The 26,052-nt window shown below is 62.9% G+C and carries 16 protein-coding genes and 1 pseudogene; 16 read left to right on the top strand and 1 reads right to left on the bottom strand.

What is annotated here, in order from left to right; translation table 11 throughout:
- Nucleotides 1-363, top strand: coding sequence for an EF-hand domain-containing protein (locus ACHMW6_RS20440; RefSeq protein WP_395399397.1), 363 nt, complete (start codon nucleotides 1-3; stop codon nucleotides 361-363).
- Here the strand turns inward: ACHMW6_RS20440 and ACHMW6_RS20435 are convergent.
- Nucleotides 360-2,996 (bottom strand): L,D-transpeptidase family protein, encoded by a 2,637-nt coding sequence (locus ACHMW6_RS20435; RefSeq protein WP_395399395.1) that lies wholly within the window; start codon nucleotides 2,994-2,996, stop codon nucleotides 360-362. The two genes, ACHMW6_RS20440 and ACHMW6_RS20435, sit on opposite strands and share 4 nt — an antisense overlap.
- A 359-nt stretch (nucleotides 2,997-3,355) precedes the next feature.
- Here ACHMW6_RS20435 and ACHMW6_RS20430 point away from each other — a divergent pair, with 359 nt between their 5' ends.
- The 15 genes and pseudogenes from ACHMW6_RS20430 to ACHMW6_RS20360 all read left to right on the top strand — a co-directional run bounded on the left by ACHMW6_RS20430 (nucleotide 3,356) and on the right by ACHMW6_RS20360 (nucleotide 26,035).
- Entirely contained in the window at nucleotides 3,356-5,926 is a 2,571-nt protein-coding gene (locus ACHMW6_RS20430; RefSeq protein WP_395399393.1) for a TonB-dependent receptor, read from the top strand.
- Between the two features lie 128 nt (nucleotides 5,927-6,054).
- On the top strand, nucleotides 6,055-7,407 hold the full coding sequence (locus ACHMW6_RS20425; RefSeq protein WP_395399391.1) for an MFS transporter: 1,353 nt from the start codon (nucleotides 6,055-6,057) through the stop codon (nucleotides 7,405-7,407).
- Complete coding sequence (locus tag ACHMW6_RS20420) at nucleotides 7,394-8,377, top strand: family 43 glycosylhydrolase (protein ID WP_395399389.1); 984 nt, start codon at nucleotides 7,394-7,396, stop codon at nucleotides 8,375-8,377. Before ACHMW6_RS20425 ends, ACHMW6_RS20420 begins: the two co-directional genes overlap by 14 nt.
- On the top strand, nucleotides 8,378-9,505 hold the full coding sequence (locus ACHMW6_RS20415) for an aldose epimerase family protein (RefSeq protein ID WP_395399387.1): 1,128 nt from the start codon (nucleotides 8,378-8,380) through the stop codon (nucleotides 9,503-9,505).
- Nucleotides 9,506-9,643: 138 nt separating this feature from the next.
- A pseudogene (locus ACHMW6_RS20410) lies at nucleotides 9,644-11,387 on the top strand (IlvD/Edd family dehydratase).
- 136 nt (nucleotides 11,388-11,523) lie between these two features.
- Nucleotides 11,524-12,504, top strand: coding sequence for an AraD1 family protein (gene araD1 / locus ACHMW6_RS20405; protein ID WP_395399385.1), 981 nt, complete (start codon nucleotides 11,524-11,526; stop codon nucleotides 12,502-12,504).
- Nucleotides 12,501-14,072 (top strand): aldehyde dehydrogenase (NADP(+)), encoded by a 1,572-nt coding sequence (locus ACHMW6_RS20400; RefSeq protein WP_395399383.1) that lies wholly within the window; start codon nucleotides 12,501-12,503, stop codon nucleotides 14,070-14,072. The genes araD1 and ACHMW6_RS20400 overlap by 4 nt, the downstream gene beginning before the upstream one ends.
- 47 nt (nucleotides 14,073-14,119) lie before the next feature.
- The gene (locus ACHMW6_RS20395) at nucleotides 14,120-14,887 is read left to right on the top strand and encodes an SDR family NAD(P)-dependent oxidoreductase (protein ID WP_395399381.1); all 768 of its coding nucleotides are present in this window, start codon (nucleotides 14,120-14,122) and stop codon (nucleotides 14,885-14,887) included.
- 3 nt (nucleotides 14,888-14,890) lie between these two features.
- On the top strand, nucleotides 14,891-16,804 hold the full coding sequence (locus ACHMW6_RS20390; protein ID WP_395399379.1) for a glycoside hydrolase family 97 catalytic domain-containing protein: 1,914 nt from the start codon (nucleotides 14,891-14,893) through the stop codon (nucleotides 16,802-16,804).
- 14 nt (nucleotides 16,805-16,818) lie between these two features.
- On the top strand, nucleotides 16,819-18,351 hold the full coding sequence (locus tag ACHMW6_RS20385) for an alpha-N-arabinofuranosidase (RefSeq protein ID WP_395399377.1): 1,533 nt from the start codon (nucleotides 16,819-16,821) through the stop codon (nucleotides 18,349-18,351).
- Nucleotides 18,352-18,357: 6 nt separating this feature from the next.
- Entirely contained in the window at nucleotides 18,358-19,884 is a 1,527-nt protein-coding gene (locus tag ACHMW6_RS20380) for a glycoside hydrolase family 43 protein (protein WP_395399375.1), read from the top strand.
- A gap of 10 nt (nucleotides 19,885-19,894) precedes the next feature.
- Nucleotides 19,895-20,932, top strand: coding sequence for an arabinan endo-1,5-alpha-L-arabinosidase (locus ACHMW6_RS20375; protein WP_395399373.1), 1,038 nt, complete (start codon nucleotides 19,895-19,897; stop codon nucleotides 20,930-20,932).
- Complete coding sequence (locus tag ACHMW6_RS20370) at nucleotides 20,929-23,439, top strand: beta-L-arabinofuranosidase domain-containing protein (protein WP_395399371.1); 2,511 nt, start codon at nucleotides 20,929-20,931, stop codon at nucleotides 23,437-23,439. The genes ACHMW6_RS20375 and ACHMW6_RS20370 overlap by 4 nt, the downstream gene beginning before the upstream one ends.
- A gap of 89 nt (nucleotides 23,440-23,528) precedes the next feature.
- The gene (locus ACHMW6_RS20365) at nucleotides 23,529-24,488 is read left to right on the top strand and encodes an ABC transporter substrate-binding protein (protein ID WP_395399369.1); all 960 of its coding nucleotides are present in this window, start codon (nucleotides 23,529-23,531) and stop codon (nucleotides 24,486-24,488) included.
- Nucleotides 24,488-26,035, top strand: a complete 1,548-nt coding sequence (locus tag ACHMW6_RS20360; RefSeq protein ID WP_395399367.1) for a sugar ABC transporter ATP-binding protein — start codon at nucleotides 24,488-24,490, stop codon at nucleotides 26,033-26,035. The genes ACHMW6_RS20365 and ACHMW6_RS20360 overlap by 1 nt, the downstream gene beginning before the upstream one ends.
- Nucleotides 26,036-26,052 lie beyond the last annotated feature (17 nt).

Raw genomic sequence — 26,052 nt, 5'->3', positions numbered from 1 at the left:
ATGAATCAGATTTTCGCCGCCGCCGTTCTCGTCGCCGCGCTTGCGTGTAGCGGCTGCGCGTGCGCCGAGCCGCAGCTTCCGCAGCAACCTTACGTGCCGAAAGAACAGCGCATCCCGTCGCGCGAGCCCCCTGCCTCGGGCGACGCATTGCACGCCCAGGTGGCGCAAAAGCTGCGCGAACGGTTCGACGCCGCCGACACGGACCGCAGCGGCAAGCTCACGCAGCAGGAAGCGCAGCGCGCGGGGCTGGGTTATGTGTCCGAGAATTTCGCGGCCATTGATACCGGCCGCCGCGGAGAAGTGAGCTTCGAGCAGGTGCAGGCCTGGCTGGACAAGCGCGCTGCGGCGGCCCGCAAGCCTTAGATCAGGCCTTCGAACACGATCTTCCAGTCCTTGCCTTCGCGCGCCCAGTACTGGCGCTTGCGCAGGGAGCTTTTGTTCTTACCGATCAGCGTTTCCATCGTAAAGGTGGAGACCAGCATGTCGTCGCGGCCCGGATAGCGGAACAGGGTCACGTCGCTCAGCTTGACCGTCAGGCCGATTACGTCCACGAGGGCGCGCATGTCCTTCTCATACCAGGTGTTCAGGTCTTCGCCGTTGGCGGACTTGAATCTGGCCGAGTAGTTCTTCAGTACGCGCGTGCGGTCCATGCTGGAAATGTCGCCGCGCCAACTGTCGATCAGCTTTGAGGCGGTATCGCGCTCGGCATCCCATTTGGCCTTGCTGACGAATTCCAGCTTGTCCGCAATGACCACGGGGGTCTTGCCGATATCGACCGTGCCTTCCAGCTTCTTCAGGTCCGCATTGGTTAACACCACGCAGCCGTCGGAGGCGAGAGGAGGGCGGCTGTAGCTGTCGGACGGCGTGCCGTGCAGGAAAATGCCGGAGCCGCCGCGTCCCTGCACGCGGTCCCACTCGTTCGGGTAGTTGATGCGCAGGGCGCTGGCGCCGTAGAAGTCCGGCAGCTTGCGGCCCGCTACGCGGCCGGTAATGTAATAGACGCCGACCGGCGTTTTCTGGTCGCCTTCGCGCACTTTGTTGATGCCCAGCTTGCCCTGGGTGATGTAGTAGTCCGTGACGAACTTCAGGCTGCCGTTCTGGTTCTGGTAGACGTAGAGGCGCGATTGCGCGGCGTCCACCACGAGAACGTGTTTCTGGTCGGTGCGCAGTTGCAGCACGGAGCGCGGCGCCAGGCCGGTGGCGGGGCGCGCAGTCAGCGCCTGCAGGCGCACGCGCGCTTCGTCGCGCAGGTCCTTCAGGCGGTCGGGCGGCGCGTTGGAGGGCACGCCGGCGCCCAGTGCCGTCACGGGCTGGGTGTGCATCAGCAGCAGGTCGCCGCGGATCAGGTGTCCGACGCGGAAGTTCGGATAGGCTTGCACGAGGGCGTCGGCCTTGGCCTGGGCGTCATTCAGCTGGCTGGCGCGCAAGTCCTTGTAGATGTCGATGAGCAGCAGTTCGGGGTCCTGTTTTGCCGGCGCGCTGTCGCGCGGGGCAATGGACTTTGCCTGTCCCGGCGGCGCCCAAGGCACGAGCAGGGCGCACGCTGCCAGGGCAGCGGCTGCGGCCTTGATGCGCTGTTTGTGCTTCGCGGCTCTCATCAGCCCCCCGATTGTTCCTGCTTGATCAGCCATTTGCCGCCGTGTTTTTCCATGACCAGGGTCTTGCGGCTGTTCGCTTTCAGCTTGTCCGACACGTAGATCTGGCGAAATTTCACCGTCGCCGTGCTGCCGTTGACCGTGACCTGCGGCGCTTCCACCGTGACCTTGATGTGCTCCTTGCCCTCGATCCGCGCACTGCGGTCGGCTTCCCCAGGCCTTGCGGTTCTGGCCGCGCGGGGTCTGGAAGTTGCTGCCATAGGCGGAGAGGTAGCCTTTCATGTCCTGGGCGCTCCAGGCTTTGGCCCATTGGTCGACGGCCTTGCTGACATCATCCTTTTCATTGCTGTCGGTTTTCGCTGGCTCGGCTTTTGCCAATTGTACCGCTGGTGCGCTTGCTGCCGGTGCGGACTGGCCGGGTTTCACATGCACGAGCTCCGACGCCGGCTGGGTAGATACTGCCGCTTTCGGCGGCGACGTGTTTGCTGCTGGCGCCGCGGGCTTGTTTGGCGTTGCTGCGGCAAGCAAAGTAGTGTTCTGCGCCGCGGGCGGGGCGACAGGCTTCGCCGCCATAGCTCCAGCCGTCGCCGTCGCCACCGTCGCTGCCTGTGTGGGCGCAACCGCTGGCGCCGCCGGCTTTGGCGCGACGGCGGCGGGCGCGGCGCGTGGCGCGACCGGACTGGCGGCGGCGACGGTCGGCGCAGGCGCAGGCGCAGCGGCTGGGGGGGCGGCCGGTTTCGGCGCGACAGCAGCGGGCGTCGGGCGCGATGCGGCGGGGGCGCTGGCGGCGACGGTCGGCGCAGGCGCAGCGGCTGGCGCGGGTGCAGGGGCGGCCGGGCGCGGGGCGGCTGCGGGGGCGCTGGCTGGCGGCGGGGTGGCCGCGGCTTGCGCCGGGGCGGGCGCGGACGGCGCGGTGGCGGCGAGGACAGGCGCGCTCGCCTGGCTGGCCGGCGTTTTCAGCGTGCGCACCATGGCCAGCTTCGACTTGGGCGGCGGCGTCTGAGCAGGAGAGTCGAGCAGTTGCATCGCCTTGTCATAAGACTGCGACGCCAGCTTCGCGTACACATCCCCCAGATTCTCGTGCGCCGTCGCATAAGTCGGATTGGTGCGGATGGCCCGCTCCAGGGCCGCGCGCGCCTTGTCGTACTGTCCCGAACCGGCATACAGAACAGCCAGATTGTTATATGGCTCCGGCAGCTCAGGAAAATCCTCGGTCAGCTTCTGGAAAACAACAATCGCTTCAGCGCTCCGCCCCTGCTCGCTGAAGATCATTCCCTTGAGGAAGCGTAACTGCGCATCCTTGGGATGTTGCGTCAGGGCGACATCAACCTTGGCCAGCGCGGCCGGAAGCTGTCCTGCGCGTAACAACTTGTTGATTTCGGCGGCTTCGTCAGCGCGCACTGATGCACAGCACAACAGTGCCGCGAGACCAAAAACACGGGCCAAGCGCGAGGAAACGGACGGACGCTGCATTTGGGTTTTTGCCGCAAGGAAAGAAACCAACATTCTATCAAATCGGATTGTAATCAATAAGCAGTGACCGACCAGTTGAACTTTTGTTGCTTTGCACACAGCGAACCGATATCCAATTTGATATTGAAACCACGGAAAAATTAATTGGATTGAATTGCTTTCAAACCCTAACATGGGTCTCAGACAAACGTCGTAGTAGCTTTAATAACAACATCGGGAGACCTATGAAGCACTCTTCATTGGGCCAAATTGCGCCCATCAATAGCACTTTTGTTTTGAAAGTAACCGTGGCCAGCCTGCTGGCTGCCGGCATGCTGACCAGTGCGTCCGTCTGGGCGCAGGAAGCGGCAGATCCAAACGTCAGCGTTGTTACCGTGAGTGGCGTGCGCAAGGCGGCTGAAAGCGCACAGAAGATCAAACAAGACTCGGACAACGTCATCGACTCCATCGTGGCCGACGACATCGGCAAGTTCCCGGACACGAACGTGGCCGAGACCCTGGCCCGCGTGACCGGCATCCAGGTGCGCCGCGACGCTGGCGAAGCCAACACCACGCTGATCCGCGGCCTGCCAGGCATCGCGACCTTCCTGAACGGCCGTGAAATGTTCACCACCACCGGCCGCTATATCCAGTTGCGCGACATCCCATCGACCATGCTCCAGCGCGCCGACGTATACAAGTCGCAGAGCGCAGAGCAGGTGGAAGGCGGCATCGCCGGCGCAATCGACGTGCGCACCAACCGTCCATTCGACTTCAAGGGCTTCCAGGCCAGCGCGCAGGTCGGCGCCAAGAACAAGGACAAGGCCAAGGCCACCGATCCTGAAGTGGCGGGCATGATCTCCAACCGCTGGAAGACCGACGCCGGCGAATTCGGCGCGCTGCTTGGCGTATCCCACATCGCCGACCGCTTCCACGAAGAGCGCGGCTTCGAAACCTTCCCGATCGATAAATTCTTCGCCGCGCCGAACCTGACCGGTCCGGACCTGGTCGGCATCCAGGACATCTTCGGCAAGCGTACCCGCCAGGCCGCCAACTTCGCCCTGCAGTGGAAGCCGAACAAGGACTTCGACATGTATGCGGAAGGCCTGTACTCGAAATTCAAGGGCCACGATGAAACCGATTTCTTTGTCGGCCTGCCGTGGGCAACCTCGCCGGACCAGATCAAGGTCACCAAGATCCCGGGCACGAACCAGACCGACACCATCGATTCGACCAATACCTTCACCATCCTCTCGACGCAGGCGCGCGCCTCGACCAGCATCGCGCAGCAGTACGCGATCGGCGGCAACTGGCGTCCGACCCAAGGCCTGAAGGTAAGCAGTGAAATCGCCCGTACCATCAGCTCCAACGACTGGGTGAACCCGATCCTGGACACCAACCTGAACGTGGATAAAGTGCACGTGAAGACCGTGGTGGACGGCGGCGCCTTCGCCCAGTACCAGGGCGCGGGCCTGAACGACCCGACCAAGATCTACCTGTTCCAGTTCTTCGACCGTTACGGCCAGGACCGCGGCAGCTCCACCGACTGGCGCGCCGATGTGAGCTGGACGCCGGAGTCGGACGGCTTCTTCAAGGAGTTCAGCGGCGGCGTGCGCGTGAACGACCGCAAGGCCAATTCCATCAAGTCGCTGGAAGGCAGCGTGGGCGCCGCTCCAAACGTGACCATGGCCAGCATCCCGGGCCTGTCCTGCTCCACCCAGCCGTTCTCGTCGGACTACGGCACGCCGAAGTGGAGCACCCCGTGCCCTGACTTCATGGTTGCCCAGACCGGTGTTGTGCGCAAGGCCGTTACCGGCAACGCCGCCGCCAAGGCCCTCGATCCGGCTTCCTTCTTCGAGGACAAGGAAAAGAACTACGCCTTCTACGCCAAGACCAAGGTGGGCATGGACCTGGGTGCTTACCCGCTGGACGGCGTGCTGGGCGTGCGCGTGACCAAGACCGACGCTGACCTGGTTGGCAATAACATCGTCAACGGCGTGTATGTGCCGATCAATACCAGCAGCTCCGGCACCGATGTCCTGCCAAGCGCGAACTTCAAGCTGACGCTGCGCCCGGATCTGATGGCCCGCCTGGCCCTGACCAAGACGCTGACCCGTCCGGACTTCGCCCAGCTGAACCCGGCCACGGCCTACGTCAACTCGAACGGCACCACCACGCAGTCCACCGCTTCCGGCGGCAATCCGGACCTGAAGCCCTTCACCGGCAAGAACGCGGATGCGTCGCTGGAGTGGTACTTCTCGCGTTCCGGCTATGCCAGCGCCACCGTGTTCCGTCATAACTTCGACGGCTACATCATGAACAAGTCGGTACCGGAAGTGTTCCAGGGCGTGACTTACCAGACCAGCCGTCCATTCAATACGGACAAGGGCCACCTGCAGGGCGTTGAGCTGGCATACCGCCAGTTCTACGACGGCCTGCCGGGCATCCTGCAAGGCCTGGGCCTGGAAGCCAACTTCACCTACACCGAAGGCGGCGTGACGTCGTCCATCGATCCGACCCTGGTCGGCAAGCCTTTCGCCGGCATGTCGCGCCAGTCCTACAACGTCGTGGTGCTGTATGAGCGCGATGCGTGGTCGGGCCGCCTGGCTTACAACTGGCGCTCGAAGTTCACCCAGGTGTACAACGACCGTCCGGGCAATGCGGGCACTTCGCCTGCGCGTGATCTGATCGCGGCGCCGATGTCCACGCTGGATGGTTCGGTCAGCTACAAGATTGCGCCGAATATGTCGGTGAACCTGACCGGGACCAACCTGCTGAACTTCAAGTACCAGGATTATTGGCAGGATCCGGTGGTTTATCCGCGCGATACGCGCCGGTATGACCGCACGATCGGGCTGTCGTTGAGCTGGAGGAACTGAGCACGCACGGCGGATCAATGATCCGCCCTACGCGGCCCGGCGGATCAACGTTTCGCCGCGCCGCGTGGCGTTCCAATAATGCGTAGGGCGGATCATTGATCCGCCGTTTTTGCTGTAAGAGGTAATCAATGTCGAATCAAAAATTGTCGGTGCTGGAAAAGGTGGGGTTTGGCGCCGGGGACATGGCGCTGAATGTGGTGATCTCGTCGATGATGCTGATCATTACATTCTTCTACACCGATATCTACGGTCTGCACACGGCCGACCTGGCGCTGCTGTTCGTGGCCGTGAAAATCGTGGGCGCCATCGCCGACCTGGTCATGGGCCAGCTGACGGACCGCTTCAACGCAGCCATGGGGCGCTACCGTCCCTGGCTGCTGTTCCTCGCCGTCCCTTACGGCGTGAGCATCTTCTTCGCCTTCACCACGCCGCAACTGGCTTATGACGCCAAGCTGGTGTGGGCGTACACGACCTACATCCTGGCGACGCTGATGACGGCCGGCGTAGGCATTCCTTATATCTCCCTGATCTCGGGGCTGACCAGCGATCCGAAGGAACGCCTGTCCGCCAACGGCTACCGCCTGTTCTTCGCCAAGATCGGCGCCTTCATGGTCACCATCATCGTGCCCATCCTGGCGCAGCGCTGGGGCAACGGCAATGCGGCGGCGGGCTACCAGGCTGCGATGGGCGTGATGGCTGCCGTGGGCGTGGCCATGTTCCTGTTCTGCTTTTTCACCACCACCGAGCGCGTGCGCCATGTGGTGGAGCGCCAGTCCATCGCCGAGCAGCTGAAAGTGCTGATGAAGAACGACCAGTGGCTGATCCTGTGCGGCGTCTGCGTGACGGGCACGGTGGGCTACGTGATCCGCGGCTCGGTGGCGATCTATTACGCCAAGTACTACCTGGGCGGCGACACGGGCATGGTGTCGGCCTTCCTGTCCACCGGCGTGGCGGCGGCCATCCTCTCCATGGTCGCGTCGACCTGGATCACCAAGAGTTATTGCAAAGTCAAGCTGTTCCGCTATACGCAGATCATGGTGGCGGCGCTGAGCGTGGCGATCTACCTGTTCGTGAAGCCGGGCGATACCGTGCTGGCTTTCGTGCTGTACTTCCTGCTGTCCTTCATCGTGGACCTGCATGCGCCCGTGTTCTGGTCGGCGATTGCCGAGACCATCGACTACGGCCAGGTGAAAACCGGCAAGCGCGTGTCCGGCTTCGCCTTCGGCGGCATCTCCGTCTGCCAGAAGGCGGGCATGGCGATCGCCGGCGGCCTGGTGGGCATCCTGCTGACGTATTTCGATTACCGGCCCAACGCAGAGCAGACGGCTTTTGCGCTGAACGGCATTGCGCTGATGCTGTCCGTGATCTCGGGTTTCTTCCACCTGGTCATGGGCCTGCTGATGTTCAAGTACCGCATCAGCGACAAGTATTACGACGAAGTGAAGGCCGAAATGCGTACGCACGGCTATGTGGCAAGCTGAATTTTACGAATTGGAGAATCAATTGGGCGATATCCTGACACCGCTGATCGAGCAGCGCGCGGACCCCTATATCTACCGCCATACCGATGGCTATTACTACTTCACCGCGTCGGTGCCGCAGTACGACCGCATCGAACTGCGCCGCGCCAAGACCATCGAGGGGCTGGTCAGCGCGCAAACCCGCGACGTATGGCGCAAGCCTGACCGGGGGCCATACAGTGAACTGATCTGGGCGCCGGAAATCCACTTCAACCAGGGCGCCTGGTATATCTATTTCGCCGCCGCGCCAAGCCGCGAAATCAAGGACAAGCTGTTCCAGCACCGCATGTACGCGCTGCGCAACGAGAGCCCCAATCCGCTGGAAGGCGAATGGGAGTTCAAGGGGCAGGTCGATACCGGCATCGACAGCTTCTGCCTCGATGCGACCACTTTCACCCACAAGGGCAAGCTGTACTACCTGTGGGCGCAGAAGGACAAGGAAATCGAGGGCAATTCCAACCTCTATATCGCGGCCATGAAAACGCCGTGGCAGATCGAGGGCAAGCCCGTCATGCTGAGCAAGCCGGAATACGACTGGGAGATCCGCGGTTTTTGGGTCAACGAAGGCCCGTCCGTGCTGAAGAAGAACGGCAAGATCTTCATCAGCTATTCGGCCAGCGCGACCGACGAAAACTACGCCATGGGCCTGCTGTGGGCGGACGAGAAGGCGGACCTGCTGGATCCGGCCTCGTGGCACAAGTCCGGACAGCCGGTGCTGCAAACCTGCTTCGAGCACAAGGTATACGGCCCCGGCCACAACAGCTTCACCGTGGCGGAAGACGGGGCAACTGTGCTCCTCGTATATCATGCCAGGACTTATACTGAAATCGTCGGCGATCCGCTGTGGAATCCGGACCGCCATACCTTTGTCAAACCCTTGCGCTGGGACGAGCAGGGCATGCCGGTCTTCGGCCGCCCATCGATTGCATAAATGGAACTGAGCATCACACAAGAGCCGTTCGGTGAAACGCCTGAGGGGTTGCCGCTCAGCCTGTACACTCTGCGCAACCGCAACGGCATGACCGTCAAGATCACCAATTACGGCGGCATCATCACCGAACTGCATGTGCCGGACAAGCACGGCCGCCTGGCGGACGTGACTTGCGGCTATGCGAAAGCCGACTCCTATTTCGACGACAAGACCTACTTCGGCGCCCTGATCGGCCGCTATGGCAACCGCATCGCGCGCGGCCGCTTCGTGCTGGATGGCGAGTCGGTGCAGCTGGATATCAACGACGGCGAAAACCACCTGCACGGCGGTCCGCGCGGCTTCAACAAGCTGGCCTGGCATGCGGTGCCCGTCGTGGGTGACCTGCTGATCGGGCTGAAGCTGACTTGCCGCAGCCGCGATGGCGACCAGGGTTTCCCGGGCAACCTGGATGTGACGGTGACTTATGAGCTGAATGATGCGAACGAGCTGCTGGTCAAGTACCACGCCGTGACGGACAAGGCCACGCCCGTCAACCTGACCCACCACGCCTACTTCAACCTGGCGGGGGAGGGCAGCATCCTCGATCACCAATTGCTTATCAATGCGGAGCGCTATACGCCTATCGATTCGAAGTCGATTCCGCTCGGGCCACTGCTCGATGTGGCGGGCACGCCCTTCGATTTCCGCACCACGCACACCATCGGCGAGCGTATCAACGATGAGGATGAGCAGCTGGATAATGGGCTGGGCTATGACCATAACTTCGTGCTGAACAAGGCGGAGCCGCATACCATGTCCCTGGCCTGCCTCCTGCGCGAGCCGGAATCGGGCCGCGTGCTGGAGATTTATACCCAGGAGCCGGGCCTGCAGTTTTATAGCGGGAATTTCCTGGATGGGTCACTCGTTGGCAAGGGCTGGCAGTACAGCTACCGCTGCGGCCTTTGCCTGGAACCGCAGCATTATCCGGATTCGCCGAATCGGGCGGAGTATCCGAATACTATTCTGCGGCCGGGGGGAAGTGTACGAAAGCCAGTCCCTCTATCGGTTCACCGTCCAACCCTGAACCCACCCCAAACCCTGGTGGCTGGCACGATGTGCCAGCCACCTGTTCGGAGTCCGCGGCAATAAATAAGTGGCTGGCACATCGTGCCAGCCACTAGCTTTTGGGTGGGTTTGATATCTTTTTTCGTATCAATCCCAATTTTTAATTCATTGGATCGCTATCATTAATCCTCTTAACATTCTTCCATCGCAATGGAGGAATGCATGTCTGAAAAAAAGAAGGAGATTAAACTGCGCTCGGCCGAATGGTTCGGCACGCAGGATAAAAACGGCTTCATGTACCGAAGCTGGATGAAAAACCAGGGCATTCCAGATCACGAATTCCAGGGCAAGCCGATCATCGGCATCTGCAACACCTGGTCCGAACTCACCCCCCTGCAACGCCCACTTCCGCAAGCTTGCCGAGCACGTGAAGAAGGGCATTTTGGAGGCAGGCGGCTATCCGGTTGAATTCCCCGTTTTCTCGAACGGCGAATCGAACCTGCGCCCGACCGCCATGCTGACCCGTAACCTGGCCAGCATGGACGTGGAAGAATCCATCCGCGGCAACCCGATGGACGCTGTCGTCCTGCTGGTCGGCTGCGACAAGACCACCCCGGCCCTGCTGATGGGCGCAGCATCCTGCGACATCCCGGCCATCGTCGTTACCGGCGGCCCCATGCTGAACGGTAAGCTGAATGGCAAGAGCATCGGCTCCGGCACCGCCGTCTGGCAGCTGCACGAGCAGGTGAAGGCCGGTGAAATCAGCATGCACGACTTCCTCGCCGCGGAAGCGGGCCACTCCCGTTCCGCCGGTACCTGCAACACCATGGGCACCGCATCGACCATGGCCTGCATGGCCGAATCGCTGGGCACCTCGCTGCCGCACAACGCCGCCATCCCGGCCGTGGACGCGCGCCGCTATGTGCTGGCCCACATGTCCGGCATGCGCATCGTGGAAATGGTGTGGGAAGACCTGCGCCTGTCCAAGATCCTGACCAAGGAAGCGTTCGAAAACGCCATCCGCACCAACGCCGCCATCGGCGGTTCCACCAACGCCGTGATCCACCTGAAGGCCATCGCCGGCCGTATCGGCGTGGACCTGGAACTGGAAGACTGGACCCGCGTCGGCCGCGGCACGCCGACCGTGGTTGACCTGCTGCCGTCCGGCCGCTTCCTGATGGAAGAGTTCTATTACGCCGGCGGCCTGCCGGGCGTGCTGCGCCGCCTGGGCGAGAACAACCTGCTGCCGCACAAGGATGCGCTGACCGTCAACGGCAAGACCCTGTGGGAAAACGTGCAGGATGCGCCGATCTATGACGAAGAAGTAATCCGCCCGATCGACAAGCCGCTGATCGAGGATGGCGGCATCTGCATCCTGCGCGGCAATCTGGCGCCGCGCGGCGCCGTGCTGAAGCCGTCCGCCGCTTCGCCGCACCTGATGCAGCACCGCGGCAAGGCCGTGGTGTTCGAGGACTTCGACGATTACAAGAAGCGCATCGTCGATCCGGAGCTGGATGTGGATGAGCACTCCATCCTGGTGATGAAGAATTGCGGCCCGAAAGGTTATCCGGGCATGGCCGAAGTGGGCAATATGGGTCTGCCTCCCAAGCTGCTGGCCAAGGGTATCAAGGACATGGTCCGCATCTCGGACGCCCGCATGAGCGGCACCGCCTACGGTACCGTGGTGCTGCACGTGGCGCCGGAAGCGATGGCCGGCGGTCCGCTGGGCGTGGTGCAGGAGGGCGATTACATTTCGCTGGATTGCGCTGGCGGGAAACTGAATCTGGAAGTGTCGGATGAGGAACTGGCGCAGCGCCTGAAGGCGCGTGCTGAGCTGCCGAGCGATCGTCCGAAGTCGGGTTATGCGCAGCTGTATGTGGATCACGTGCTGCAGGCGGATGAGGGCTGCGATTTTGACTTCCTCGTCGGCACCCGCGGGGCGGCTGTGCCTAAGCATTCGCACTGAAACCCAAGGCAAACCCTGGTGTCTGCCACGATGTGGCAGACACCCGATCGAAGCCCCAGGCCCCAAACAGGTGTCTGCCACATCGTGGCTGACACCAGATTCACGCATTGGGTTTTAAAAAAAAGGAGACAACAAAATGTTGATCGTACAATTCAAAAACGCATCCGGCGAGCGTGCCGTAGGCCTGCTGGAAGCAGCGGGCATTCGCGTCATCGAAGGTTTCAAGACCACTTACGCGCTGGCCAAAGCAGCCATCGCCGAAAAGAAATCCCTCGCCGCGCTGGCCGATGCCAGCGCCGGCAGCACCATTGTCAGCCCGGCCTCCGTCACCTGGCTTGCACCGCTGGACCACGAAGACCCGGCCCACTGCTACGTCACCGGCACCGGCCTGACCCACCTGGGCAGCGCGGACACCCGCGACGCCATGCACAAGAAAATCGGCGGCGACGTTGAAGCGCTGAGCGATTCCATGAAAATGTTCCGCCTGGGCGTGGAAGGCGGCAAGCCGGCAGAAGGCACGGCCGGCGTGCAGCCGGAATGGTTCTACAAGGGCGACGGCTCGGTGGTCTGCGCCAGCGGCGAAGCGCTGAAGATGCCGGACTTTGCCCTGGACGGCGGCGAAGAGCCTGAAATCGCGGGCCTCTACATCATCGGCGACGATGGCCAGCCTTACCGCCTCGGTTTCGCCATCGGCAACGAATTCTCGGACCACGTGACCGAACGCCAGAACTACCTCTACCTCGCGCACTCCAAGCTGCGCGCCTGCGGCGTGGGCCCGGCCCTGCTGGTGGGCGAACTGCCCGAGCATATCGATGGCGTATCCCGTGTGTACGGCGCCGACGGCAAAGTGCGCTGGGAAAAAGCTTTTGTCAGCGGTGAACAGAACATGAGCCACACCATCGCCAACCTGGAACATCACCACTTCAAATACGATTTGTTCAAGCGAAAAGGCGACGTGCATATTCACTTCTTTGGCACAGCTACGTTAAGCTTCGCAGACGGCATCAGCGTGCAGCCCGGCGAGACCTTCGAAATCGAAGCCCCGGCATTTGGACCAGCGCTGCGCAATCCGCTGGCCGTTCTCGAAACCTCTTATGCGAAAGTGAAAGCACTATGACGATTACCGGAGAAGCACTCATCGGCGGCGTTGCCGTCAAAGGCGAAGGCAGCAGCGTCAAAGCCTTCGATCCAAGCAAGCGTGACTACCTGGAACCGGCGTTCAACGCCGTGAGCGAAGCACAGATCGACGCAGCCTGCCGCCTGGCCGGCGCCGCTTTCGACACTTTCCGCGCCACCTCCGACGGCGAGCGCGCCAAGTTCCTCGATACTATCGGCGAAGAAATCCTGGCCATCGGCGATGAGCTGATCGAACGCGCCATGGCGGAGAGCGGCCTGCCGCGCGCCCGCCTGGAGGGCGAGCGTGGCCGTACCGTGAACCAGCTGAAGATGTTCGCCGACCTGCTGCGTGAAGGTTCCTGGCGCGACGCGCGCCTGGACAGCCCGATCCCTGACCGCACCCCGCCGCGTCCCGACCTGCGCATGCGCCTGATCGGCGTTGGTCCTGTTGCCGTTTTCGCCGCATCGAACTTCCCGCTGGCCTTCTCGGTTGCCGGCGGCGATACCGCATCCGCCTTTGCCGCCGGCTGCCCGGTGGTGCTGAAGGCGCACTCCGCGCACCCCGGCACTTCCGAACTGGTTGGCCGCGCCGTTGCCAAGGCCGTTGAGCGCTGCGGCCTGCCGAAGGGTACTTTCGCACTGCTGACCGGCACCGGCCGCCACATCGGCACCACGCTGGTCGCGCATCCGGCCATCCAGGCCGTGGGCTTCACCGGCTCGCGCGCCGGCGGTACCGCACTGATGGCGGTTGCCGCAGCACGTCCGCAGCCGATCCCGGTCTATGCCGAGATGAGCTCCATCAATCCTGTGGTCCTGCTGCCGAACGCCCTGAAAGCACGCGGCGACAGCATTGCACAGCAGTTCGCCGGCTCGCTGACGATGGGCGTCGGCCAGTTCTGCACCAATCCGGGCATGGTGGTTGGCCTGGCTGGTCCTGAGCTGGACAAGTTCGCCGTGGACGCAGCCGCCGCACTGGCCGGCACCGGCCCTGCAACCATGCTGACCCCGGGCATCGCCGGCGCTTACCAGGAAGGCGTGGCCAAGCTGGCCGGCCAGTCCTGCGTGAAGACCGTGGCGCTGGCGAACCAGGAAGAAGGCAAGGGCGCACCGGCGCTGTTCCAGTCCGGCGCTTCGGACTTCCTGAAGACGCATGCGCTGCAGGATGAAGTGTTCGGCCCGGCGTCCCTGATCGTGGCTTGCCAATCCCTGGATGAAGTGCGCCAGGTGATCGAGAACCTGGAAGGCCAGCTGACCGCAACCCTGCAGATGGACGAAGCCGACTACCCGGCCGCTGCCCAGTTGCTGCCTGTGCTGGAGCGCAAAGTGGGCCGCATCCTGGCCAACGGATTCCCGACCGGCGTTGAAGTGTCGACCGCCATGGTGCACGGCGGCCCGTTCCCGTCCACGGCCGATGGCCGCAGCACTTCGGTCGGTACCGGAGCGATCAGCCGCTTCCTGCGTCCGGTGTGCTACCAGAACATCCCGCAAGCCTTGCTGCCTGAGGCCCTGCGCGATGGCAATCCTCTGCAGATCTGGCGCCGCCGCGATGGCGCGCTGACCAAAGAGTAATCAGCGTCAATACGTAACAAGCGATAAGAACAGTACGGAGACAAAGCATGACTGAATTGGCCAAGTTTGGCAGCTTGCGTGGCAAGCGGGTATTTGTGACTGGCGGCGGCAGCGGCATCGGCGAGGCACTCGTCACCGCTTTCGCGGAGCAGGGCGCCCAGGTGGCGTTCGTGGACATCGTCCGCGAACCTTCCGAAGCGCTGGTGGAAAAGATCAAGGCGGCCGGCCATCCGGCGCCGCTGTTCCGCCACTGCGACATCACCGATATCCCTGCGCTGCAAAAGACCATTGCCGACCTGGCCGCCGACATAGGCGACTTTGATGTGCTGGTCAACAATGCAGCCAACGACCAGCGCCACAATGCCGAGGAAGTCACGCTCGAGTACTGGAACAACCGTATCGCCATCAACCAGCGCCCGATGTTCTTCACCTGCCAGTCCGTCATCCCTGGCATGAAGAAGAAGGGCACTGGTTCCATCATCAACATCAGCTCCATTTCCTTCCACGCCAAGGGCGCGGGCTATCCGGTGTACGCGACCTGCAAGTCCGCCGTGATCGGCCTGACCCGTTCCCTGGCGCGTGACCTGGGCGGCTCCGGCATCCGCGTGAACACCGTCACGCCGGGCTGGGTGATGACCCAGCGTCAGCTCGACCTGTGGGTGGACGATGCGGCCAAGCAGGAAATCACCCGCATGCAGTGCCTGCCGGGCATGCTGATGCCGCAACATATCGCTTCCATGGTCCTCTTCCTCGCCGCCGACGACAGCGCCATGTGCACCGCACAGGAGTTCATCGTCGACGCCGGCTGGGTATAAGCCATGCGCGCCCCATACCTTAACGCCGCGGCAGTGCTGGCGTTGTGCGCTGCTGTCCCTGCGGCCTATGCCGCGCCGCTCGCCAGCCCCGATGGCCATCTTTCCGTCGACGTGAGCGTGTCTCCCGACGGCGCGGCAACCTATGCCGTGCGCCGCGATGGCGCGCAAGTGCTGTTGCCCTCCGCGCTGGGCATGACGCTGGAAGGGGCGGAACTGTCGCGCCAGTTGGCCCTCGCCGCGGCGTCGCCGGTGCGCCCCGTGCGCGACAGCTACACGCTGGCGACCGGCAAGCGCTCGCATATCACTTACGCGGCCAACGAACAGACCTACACGCTGCGCAACCCGCAGCAGCAAGCCATCGACGTCACCTTCCGCGTGTCGAACGACGGCGTCGCTTTCCGCTACACCGTGCGCGGCGCGCAGCTGAAGTTCCAGTCCGAAGCGACAGCTTTCGCCTTCGCGCCGGATGCGCGGGCGTGGCTGCAGCCGATGGCGGTCGCCAAGTCCGGCTGGGGGCGCACCAATCCCTCGTATGAAGAATTCTGGCAGAAGGACGTCCCGGTTGGCACGCCATCGCCGATGGCCGGCTGGATTTTCCCAGCCCTGTTCCGCACCGGAGATACCTGGGTAGCGCTAACGGAAGCGGGCATGGACGGCAGCTTCCACGCTTCCCGCCTTGCCGCGCAAAGCGAAGGCGGCGTCTATCGCATCGCCGGTCCCGCACCGGAAGAGGTGAAGCCGGGCGGTGCGCTGCTGGCGCATGCCGAAGGCGAACTGGTTTCGCCATGGCGCGTGATGGCCATCGGCGGCCTGGACACCGTCGTCAACTCGACCCTCGGCACCGATCTGGCGCCGCCGGCCGCGCGCCCGATGGCAGGCTGGATCAAGCCGGGTCATTCGAGCTGGAGCTGGGCCATCCTGAAGGATGACTTCACCGTCTACGATACGCAGAAGAAGTTCATCGACTACGCAGCCGATATGCACTGGGACTACACGCTGATCGATGCGTACTGGGACCAGAAGATCGGCTACGACAAGGTGCGTGAACTGGCCGCCTATGCGAAGACGAAAGGCATCGGCATCCTGGTCTGGTACAACTCCGCCGGTCCGTGGAACGATACCGACATGACGCCCAAGGACAAGCTGCTCACCCGCGAATCGCGCGTGGCCGAGTTCAAGCGCCTGCACGAGATGGGCGTCAAGGGCGTGAAGGTGGACTTCTTCGGCGGCGATGGCCAGTCGATGATCGCCTACTACGTCGACATCCTGAAGGATGCCTACGACGCCGGCCTGCTGGTGAACTTCCACGGCGCCACGCTGCCGCGCGGCTGGTCGCGCACCTGGCCGAACCTGATGACAATGGAAGCGATCCGCGGCTTCGAGTTCACCACCTTCGACCAGCCGGGCCAGGACGCGATCCCGGCGCACGCCGCGATGATTCCGTTCACCCGCAACCTGTTCGATCCGATGGATTTCACGCCGATGGCCTTCGGCGACATCCCTAAGATCAAGCGCGTGACCCGTAACGGCTTCGAGCTGGCGGAATCGGTGCTGTTTGTCTCCGGCATCCAGCACTTTGCCGAGATCCCGGAAGGCATGGCCACAGCGCCTGGTTACGTGAAGCGCTTCCTGCAGGAGCTGCCGCGCAGCTGGGACGACAGCAAGTTCGTCGACGGCTATCCGGGCCAGTACGCCGTGATCGCACGCCGCGCCGGCAAGACCTGGTACGTGGCCGGCTTCAATGCAGGCGACAGCGACAAGACCCTTACCCTCGATCTCAGCTTCATCGCCAAACGCGGGAAGCTCATCTCGGATGGCGCGACAGAGCGTGCCTTCAGCCAGTCCGATATCAGCGCGGCCAAGGCCACGCAAATTGTCATCAAGCCTCATGGCGGCTTCGTCGCCACATTCAAATAAAATCAGGAGACAGCATGATCAAAAAGACTATCCTCGCCCTCAGCATCGCCGCCAGCGGCGCCGCTTTCGCACAGGTCAGCGTGACCATCGACGCGGCCAAGCCGGGTCCCGTCATCAGCAAGAATATCTACGGCCAGTTCGCCGAGCACCTGGGTACGGGTATCTACGAAGGCATGTGGGTCGGTACCGATTCGAAGATCCCGAACACCAAGGGCTGGCGCAACGACGTGGTCGGCGCGCTGAAAGATATGCACGTTCCGCTGGTGCGCTGGCCGGGCGGCTGCTTTGCCGATGAATACCACTGGCGCGATGGCGTTGGCCCGCGCGCGCAGCGTCCGGTGAAGGTCAATACCAACTGGGGCGGCGTGGAAGAGAGCAATGCCGTCGGCACCCATGAGTTCTTCGACCTGGCCGAGCTGCTGGGCGCTGAAGTCTATGTGAACGGCAACCTGGGTACCGGCTCCGCACAGGAAATGTCGGAATGGGTCGAGTACATGACGTCGGACAGCAAGTCCACGCTGGCTGAAATGCGCCGCAAGAACGGCCGCGACAAGCCATGGAAGGTCGACTATTTTGCGGTCGGTAACGAAGCCTGGGGCTGCGGCGGCGAGATGTCGCCTGAGCACTACACGCAGCTGTACAAGACCACGACTGCCTTCCTGAAGGCGCCGCCCGCCAACCGCCCGAAATTCATTGCCAGCGGCGGCAACGATAGCGACACCAAGTGGACCGATAGCCTGAGCAAGGTGAAGAGCAACATCAGCGGCATCAGCTTCCACTACTACACGATCCCGACCGGTGTATGGGAGAAGAAGGGCGCCGCTACCGGCTTCGCCGAGGATCAGTGGATCTCCACCATGAAGAATACGCTGAAGATGGATGACTTCATCCGGAAGAATACCGAGGTGATGGACAAGAACGATCCGCAGAAGAAGATCGGTTTCCTGGTCGATGAATGGGGCACCTGGTACGACGTGGAGCCAGGCACCAACGCGGGCTTCCTGTACCAGCAGAACTCCCTGCGCGACGCGGTCGTGGCAGCGCTCAACTTCAACATCTTCCACGCCCACGCTGATCGCGTGCGCATGACCAATATCGCGCAGATGGTCAACGTGCTGCAGGCTATGATCCTGACCGACAAGGACAAGATGCTGCTGACGCCGACCTACCACGCCTACAAGATGTATGTGCCGTTCCAGGACGCGACCTCGCTGCCGCTGACCATTTCGAACAATGGCGCCTACAGCATGGGCAAGACCACGGTGCCGCAGGTGAGTGCTTCGGCGGCTAAGGCCAAGGACGGCAAAATCTACGTGGCGCTGGTCAACACCAACCCGAACAAGCCGGTGGACGTGACGGTGAATCTGTCCGGTGCCAAGGCCGGTAAGCTGAATGGCCAGGTATTGACTGCCGCCGCCATGGACGCGCATAACACCTTTGCCAATCCTGAAGCCGTGAAGCCTGCGCCGTTCAGCGCAACAGCCAGCGGTGGCAAGGTCGTGGTAAAGCTGCCTGCGAAGTCGGTCGTCGTCGCCGCCGTCGAGTAAGCTTCCATGAAGCTCAGTGCAATCTCCTGCGGCCTGGCCGCAGCGGGGCTGCTCGTCCTTACGGCCTGTGGTGGTGGTAGCGGCGGTTCCGGCGCCGCCACCACGGCGCCGGTGACGCAGACTCCCGTACCTGCCACGCCGGCTACCCCGGTGCAGGCGGCGCTGACTTTCGCCAACGCGTCCGTGCACGATCCTTCGGTCGTGCGCACCGGCGAAAGCTACTACATCTTCGGTTCGCACCTCGCTGCCGCGAAGACCACGGACCTGATGAACTGGACGAAAATCGCCGACGGCGTCACGGCCACGAATCCCCTGTTTGCGGACGTTACGAAGCAGCTGGCTGACACCTTCGCCTGGTCCCAGGTCACCGATCTGTGGGCGCCGGACGTGATCCAGCTTGGCGACGGCAAGTTCTATATGTACTACGACTCTTGCAAGGGCGATTCGCCGCGCTCCGCGCTGGGCGTGGCCGTGGCGGACAAGATCGAAGGCCCCTACGTCAACAAGCAGTTGCTGCTGAAGTCCGGCATGTGGGGCGAGGCGAGCCCGGATGGCACGGTCTACGATGCGACGAAGCACCCGAACGTGGTTGATCCGAACGTCTTCCGCGACAAGGATGGCAAGCTGTGGATGATTTACGGCTCCTATTCAGGCGGCATCTTCATCATGGCGATGGACGCGGCCACCGGCCTGCCGCTGGCGGGGCAGGGCTATGGCAAGCATCTGATGGGCGGCAACCATGCGCGCATCGAGGGCGCTTATGCACTATATAGCCCGCAGTCCGGCTATTACTATATGTTCACGTCCTTCGGCGGGCTGGATGCGACTGGCGGCTACAACCTGCGCGTTGCACGCTCGAAGTCGCCGGACGGCCCTTATGTCGATGCAAAAGGAACGGACATGGCGAACGTGAAGGGTGCGCCCAACACGGTGTTTGATGACGCCAGCATCGCGCCGTATGGCCAGAAGCTGATGGGCAATCACCAGTTCGCGCTGGCGGACGGCGAGAGCGGCACGCCGCTGGGCTATGTGTCGCCGGGCCATAACTCGGCCTATTACGACGCTGCGTCCGGCAAGTACTACCTGATCTTCCATACCCGCTTCCCGGGCCAGGGCGAGGTGCATGAAGTGCGCGTGCACGAGATGTTCATCAACGACGATGGCTGGCCGGTGGTGGCGCCGCTGCGCTATGCGCCTTTGAGCAAGGCGGCGCCTGCGGTTGCCGCAGCGGTCACGTCTGCTGATACGGCGGGTGCGTACAAGATGGTCAACCACGGCAAGGACATCTCCGCGACGATCAAGCCGTCGACGGCAATCCGGCTGGCTTCGGACGGCACGGTCAACGGCGCGGTGACGGGCAAGTGGACCTATAAGGACGCCAACAAGGTCACCATCACGATCGACGGCACGGCTGCGGTCTATAACGGCGTGCTCTCGCGGCAGTGGAATACAAATGCGAATGCTTTCGTGGTTACGTTCACAGCGCAGAACAGCGACGGCGTGTCGATCTGGGGCATCCGCACGGGCAATTGAAAGGGCAAAGATGAAAGTTCTCGCAGGCGTGTTCGCCGCGCTCACGGCGGCGGCGACCTTTGCCGCGCTCCCCGCCTCGGCGCAGGCCGCGCAGGTACAGGTCCATGACCCGGTAATGGCGAAGGAGGGCAATACGTACTACGTCTTCAGCACGGGGCCGGGCATCACCTTCTACTCGTCCACGGACATGCAGAACTGGCGCCGCGAAGGCCGCGTTTTCCCTGGCGAGCCTTCCTGGGCGAAGGGCGTGGCGAAGAGTTTCGACGGCCACGTGTGGGCGCCGGATGTGCAGCATCATAACGGCAAGTACTACCTGTACTACTCTGTGTCGGCGTTCGGCAAGAACACGTCGGCGATCGGCGTCACGGTCAATAAGACGCTGAATCCCCGCTCGCCGGATTACAAGTGGGAGGACCAGGGGATTGTCGTGCAGTCCGTGCCGGGGCGCGATAACTGGAACGCGATCGATCCGAATGTGATCGAGGACGCTGCCGGCAATGGCTGGATGTCCTTCGGCTCCTTCTGGTCGGGAATCAAGATGTTCAAGCTGAATGCCGACTGGACGCGTCCCGCCGAGCCGCAGGAGTGGAAGACGATCGCGGCCCGCGAGCGCCCACCGTTCTCGCCGGACGCTGCGCCGGAGCCGGCCGAGATCGAGGCGCCGTTCATCTTCCGCAAGGGCGATTATTACTATCTCTTCGTTTCCTGGGGGCTGTGCTGCCAGAAGGAGAAGAGCACCTATCACGTGGTCGTCGGCCGTTCGCGCGATGCCACTGGGCCTTATCTGGACAAGGATGGCAAGGATATGGCCAAAGGCGGCGGCTCGCACGTGATCCGCGGCGACAGCGCCTGGAAAGCGCTCGGGCATAATTCGGCTTATACCTTCGACGGCAAGGACTACATGGTCTTGCATGCCTATGAGACGGCGGACAAGTATGTCCAGAAGCTGAAAGTCCTCGAAATGAAGTGGGACGCCAGCGGCTGGCCGGTGGTCGACCCGTCCAACCTCAATCGCTACCAGAGCAACCTCCTTCCCGCGCAGCCATGACCACCTTCGCCGCACGCCCATCCTCCCCCCGCCGCACCGCGTCTCCCTCGCCGCGCCGCGCCTCCGCCCCCCATCCCGCCTCCGCCGTGCAGCGTCCGACGGCGGTGCCGCAGCCGGCGCCGGGCGCGCCGCACCGGCCTCCTGCTGGACGCCGGTCGGGCGTGCGTGCATTCGCAGCCGCGGCGCTCGCCGCGCTGGTGGCGATGGCGGGGCAGGGGACAGCAACGGCGGCGGACTTGTTCCCGCTGCAGGACGTCCGCCTGCTGCCAAGCCCCTTCCTGGAAGCACAGGACAAGGACCTGCGCTACATCCTCGCGCTGGACGCCGACAAACTGCTTGCGCCATTCCGCCGCGAAGGCGGGCAGCCGCAGTTAAAACCATCCTACGGCAACTGGGAATCGAGCGGCCTGGATGGCCACATGGGCGGCCACTACCTGTCCGCCCTCGCGCTGATGTACGCATCGACCGGCGACGAGGAAATCCTGCGCCGCCTGAACTACTTCGTCGATGAGCTGCACAAGTGCCAGCAGAAAGACGGCTACCTGGGCGGTATCCCCGGCGGCGCGCAAGCGTGGAACGACATCGCCAACGGCAAGCTCCACGCCGACAATTTCGGCGTCAACGGCAAATGGGTACCCTGGTACAACCTGCACAAGCTCTACGCCGGCCTGCGCGACGCCTGGAAATACGCGCATAACGAGCAGGCGAAACAGATGCTGATAGCCCTCTCCGATTGGGCGCTGAAGCTAAGCCAGCACCTGAGCGATGAGCAAATGCAGCAAATGCTGCGCGCCGAGCATGGCGGCATGAACGAGGTCCTGGCCGACGTCGCCGAAATCACCAAAGACAGGAAATACCTCGACCTGGCCATCCGTTTCAGCCACCAGGCCATCCTGCGCCCGCTGGAAGAAAAGCGCGACCAGCTCACGGGCCTGCATGCCAACACACAGATCCCGAAAGTGATCGGCTTCCAGCGCATCGCCGAAATGACCGGCGATACTAAATACCATGACGCTGCCGCCTTCTTCTGGCAGACCGTCCACGACCACCGCACGGTCGCCATCGGCGGCAACAGCGTCAGGGAGCACTTCCACGACGACAAGGATTTCTCGTCCATGGCCAGCGAAGTCGAAGGCCCGGAAACCTGCAACACCTACAATATGCTGAAGCTGACCGAGCGCCTGTTCATGCAGACGCCGAAAGCCGGCTACGGCGACTACTACGAGCGGGCGCTCTACAACCACATCCTCGGTTCGCAGAATCCGGAGACGGGAGGTCTGGTCTACTTCACGCCGATGCGCGCGAACCACTACCGCGTATACTCGGAAGTCGACAAGGGCATGTGGTGCTGCGTAGGTTCCGGCATCGAAAGCCACGCCAAGTACGGTGAATTCATCTACGCCCACGAAGGCGACGCCCTGTTCGTCAACCTGTTCATCCCTTCGCGCCTGAACTGGAAGGAGCGCGGCATCAGCATCACCCAGGCCAACAGCTTTCCGGACAGCGACACCACGCGCCTGACCGTCGGCGGCAGCGGCAAATTCACGATGAAGATCCGCTATCCTTCGTGGGTCGCCAAAGGCGCGCTGACAGTAAGGGTCAACGGCAAGCCGCAAACCGTGCGCGCCACGCCGGGCGGCTATGTGGATCTAGCGGGCAACTGGAAGGATGGCGACAAGGTCGAAGTACGCCTGCCGATGCGCACCACGCTCGAACAGATGCCCGACCGCTCGAATTACTACGCCGTGCTGCACGGCCCCATCGTGCTGGCCGCCAAGACCCAGCCCTTTGCGAACGAAAAGCTGAACTTCTTCGCCGACGACTCGCGCATGGGCCACATCGCCAACGGGCCGGTCTGTCCTCAGGAAGCCGCGCCACTGTTCGTCAGCGATTCGAAGAACTTCCTGGACAAGTTCAAGCCCGTGAAAGGCCAACCCCTGACCTTCACGGCCACGGGCCTCGTGCAGGGCAAGGATGCCGCCGCCATCCGCTTCATTCCCTTCTTCCGCCTGCATGACTCGCGCTACATGCTGTACTGGCAGACCGCGACCAATGCCGGGCTGGCGGAAATGAAGAAGGCCACGGCCGCCGCCGAAGCCGAGCGCCTGGCGCTGGACGCCCAGACCATCGACCAGGTGGCGCCCGGCGAGCAGCAGCCCGAGTCCGACCACTTCTTCAAGGGCGAGGGGGCGGATGCGGGCATCAACAGCGGCCGCCACTGGCGCCACGCCAGCAAGTGGTTCAGTTACCAGTTGAACGACCGGGAAGCGGCGGCACGCACCCTGCGCCTGACTTTCTCGTCCGCCGACGCGGGCCGAAAATTCGATATCCTGCTGAACGGCCAGCCATTGCAGACCGTGGAACTGGCGCGCGAAGCCACCTCGTTCTATACGCGCGACATCGTTCTGCCGCCCGGTGCGGCCCAAAACGGCAAGCTGGAAGTCAGATTCGTCGCCCATCCCGGCTCAATGGCGGGCGGTTTATATGGTTTGAGACTGCTGCGATAACAAAAAAGTTATTGATCGACTCAAAAAAATGATTAGTTAGGTATAGTAGTTTCTTCTACCATAGCCAAAGAATAATTCAGGAGACCGGCATGACATTTACTCGCAGGACCTTTATCGCCAGCGCAATCGCCCTGGGCCTGGCCAGCAGCAGCGCCTTCGCTGCCAAACCCCTCGTCATCGGCTTCTCCCAGGTTGGCGCCGAAAGCGAATGGCGCACCGCCAACACCACGTCCATCAAGGACGCCGCCAAGAAGGAAGGCGTTACGCTGAAATTCGCGGACGCGCAGCAGCGCCAGGAAAACCAGGTCAAGGCGATCCGCTCCTTCATCGCCCAGCGCGTGGACGTGATCGCGTTTTCGCCGGTCGTTGAATCGGGCTGGGACACGGTGCTGCGCGAAGCCAAGCGCGCCAACATCCCCGTGATCCTGACGGACCGCGACGTAAATGTATCCGACAAGTCGCTCTACGTGACCCTGATCGGCTCCGATTTCGTGGAAGAGGGCCGCCGCGCCGGCCGCTGGCTGGCCGATTACGCCGCCAAGTCCCCGAAAAAAGTACTGAACATCGTTGAACTGCAGGGCACCGTGGGTTCCGCTCCCGCCATCGACCGCAAGGCGGGCTTCGAGGAAGTCATCAAGGGCAATCCGAAGCTGAAGGTGATCCGCACCCAGACCGCCGACTTCACCCGCGCCAAGGGTAAGGAAGTGATGGAAGCCTTTCTGAAGGCCCAGGGCAAGGACATCAATGTGCTGTTCGCGCACAATGACGATATGGCCATCGGCGCCATCCAGGCCATCGAGGAAGCGGGCCTGAAACCGGGCAAGGACATCATCATCGTCTCCATCGACGGCGTGAAGGGCGCGTTTGAAGCCATGATTGCCGGTAAGCTGAACGTGTCCGTCGAATGCAGCCCGTTGCTTGGCCCGCAGCTGATGCAGGCCGCGCGCGACGTGGTGGCCGGCAAGCCGGTGCCGAAGCGCATCGTGACCGAAGAACGCGTGTTCCCAGCTGAAGTGGCGGCGAAAGAACTCCCGAACCGCAAATACTGATGGCGTCCGCGATCACGCCGGTACTGGAGCTGACCGGTATCCATAAAGAGTTCCCCGGCGTGAAAGCGCTGAACGACGCGGGCTTGCGGCTCTATCCCGGCGAGGTGCACACCTTGATGGGGCAGAACGGGGCCGGCAAGTCCACCCTGATCAAAGTGCTGACCGGCGTGCATGCCCCGGACCGCGGCCGCATGGTGCTTGAAGGCCGCGACATTTCGCCGGCCTCCACACTGGAGGCGCAGGAGCTGGGCATCAGCACCGTCTATCAGGAAGTCAACCTCTGCCCGAATCTTTCGGTCGCGGAGAATATCTTCATCGGGCGCTATCCGCGCAAGTGGGGCATGGTCGACTGGCGCGGCATGCGCGAGCAGGCGCGCAAGCTGCTGCTGGACCTGGAAGTCGATATCGACGTAGCCGCACCCTTGTCGCGCTATCCGCTGGCGATCCAGCAGATGGTGGCGATTTCGCGCGCCTTGAACATTTCCTCCCGCGTGCTGATCCTCGACGAGCCCACGTCCAGCCTGGACGAAGCCGAGGTGCAGCTGCTGTTCCGCGTGCTGCGCCGCCTGCGCGAGCAGGGCATGGCGATCCTGTTCGTGACCCACTTCCTCGACCAGACCTATGCGATCTCGGATCGGATTACGGTCATGCGCAATGGTGAGCGCGAGGGCGAATATGCCTGCAGCGAGCTGTCGCGGCTTGCGCTGGTCAACAAGATGATTGGTGCGCCCGCCGATGCAGCGCCGCTCGATGCGCCGGCCGCCGAGCCGGTCGTCGAGACGGCCCAGGGCGAGCTGCCACTGGCTCCGGCGCAGACGGCGACCGTGCTGCGCGCGCAAGGCCTGAAACGCCGCGGCGTGCTGCAGCCGATCGATATGGAGGTGCGCGAAGGCGAAGTCCTCGGCCTGGCCGGCCTGCTGGGCTCCGGCCGCACCGAGCTGGCGCGCCTGCTGTTCGGCGCCGACAAGGCCGACGGCGGCAGCATCCGCATCGGCAACCATGAAGGCGTCTTCCTCACGCCACGCGAAGCGATCGGCGCCGGCATCGGCTTCTGCAGCGAGGACCGCAAGCTGGAAGGCGCGATCCTGTCGCTGTCGGTGCGGGAAAACCTGATCCTGGCGATGCAGGCCCGCGCCGGCATGCTGCGCGCCATTCCGATGAAACGCCAGCAGCAACTGGCGACAGAATACGTGAAAGCGCTGGGCATCAAGACGGCCAGCATCGAAACGCCGATCGGCTCCCTGTCCGGCGGCAACCAGCAGAAGGTGCTGCTGGCGCGCTGGCTGGCGACGGAACCGAAGCTGATGATCCTGGATGAACCGACGCGCGGCATCGACGTGCGGGCCAAGCAGGAAATCATGGATTACGTGACGGCGCTGTGCCGCAAGGGCATGTCCATCCTGTTCATCTCCTCCGAACTGCCGGAAGTCCTGCGCTGCAGCGACCGCATGGTCATCATGCGCGACCGCGCCGCCTGCGGCGAATACACCCGTGGACAGCTGGACGAGGAATCCGTCCTGCACGTCATCGCAGGGGAGGCCGCATGAACACCCGCTCCATCGCC

Origin of the sequence: Pseudoduganella sp. UC29_106, assembly GCF_044055365.1 — a bacterium.
Classification (GTDB): Bacteria; Pseudomonadota; Gammaproteobacteria; order Burkholderiales; family Burkholderiaceae_D; genus Rugamonas.
Note: the sequence above shows the minus strand (reverse complement) of the source record. Positions and strands in the feature narration are given on the sequence as shown.

Excerpts from the sequence above, each read along its gene's own strand:
- ACHMW6_RS20440 (WP_395399397.1), top strand. The coding sequence starts at position 1 with ATGAATCAGATTTTCGCCGCCGCCGTTCTCGTCGCCGCGCTTGCGTGT.
- ACHMW6_RS20425 (WP_395399391.1), top strand. The coding sequence starts at position 6,055 with ATGTCGAATCAAAAATTGTCGGTGCTGGAAAAGGTGGGGTTTGGCGCC.
- ACHMW6_RS20420 (WP_395399389.1), top strand. The coding sequence starts at position 7,394 with ATGTGGCAAGCTGAATTTTACGAATTGGAGAATCAATTGGGCGATATC.
- ACHMW6_RS20415 (WP_395399387.1), top strand. The coding sequence starts at position 8,378 with ATGGAACTGAGCATCACACAAGAGCCGTTCGGTGAAACGCCTGAGGGG.
- araD1 (WP_395399385.1), top strand. The coding sequence starts at position 11,524 with ATGTTGATCGTACAATTCAAAAACGCATCCGGCGAGCGTGCCGTAGGC.
- ACHMW6_RS20400 (WP_395399383.1), top strand. The coding sequence starts at position 12,501 with ATGACGATTACCGGAGAAGCACTCATCGGCGGCGTTGCCGTCAAAGGC.
- ACHMW6_RS20395 (WP_395399381.1), top strand. The coding sequence starts at position 14,120 with ATGACTGAATTGGCCAAGTTTGGCAGCTTGCGTGGCAAGCGGGTATTT.
- ACHMW6_RS20390 (WP_395399379.1), top strand. The coding sequence starts at position 14,891 with ATGCGCGCCCCATACCTTAACGCCGCGGCAGTGCTGGCGTTGTGCGCT.
- ACHMW6_RS20385 (WP_395399377.1), top strand. The coding sequence starts at position 16,819 with ATGATCAAAAAGACTATCCTCGCCCTCAGCATCGCCGCCAGCGGCGCC.
- ACHMW6_RS20380 (WP_395399375.1), top strand. The coding sequence starts at position 18,358 with ATGAAGCTCAGTGCAATCTCCTGCGGCCTGGCCGCAGCGGGGCTGCTC.
- ACHMW6_RS20375 (WP_395399373.1), top strand. The coding sequence starts at position 19,895 with ATGAAAGTTCTCGCAGGCGTGTTCGCCGCGCTCACGGCGGCGGCGACC.
- ACHMW6_RS20370 (WP_395399371.1), top strand. The coding sequence starts at position 20,929 with ATGACCACCTTCGCCGCACGCCCATCCTCCCCCCGCCGCACCGCGTCT.
- ACHMW6_RS20365 (WP_395399369.1), top strand. The coding sequence starts at position 23,529 with ATGACATTTACTCGCAGGACCTTTATCGCCAGCGCAATCGCCCTGGGC.
- ACHMW6_RS20360 (WP_395399367.1), top strand. The coding sequence starts at position 24,488 with ATGGCGTCCGCGATCACGCCGGTACTGGAGCTGACCGGTATCCATAAA.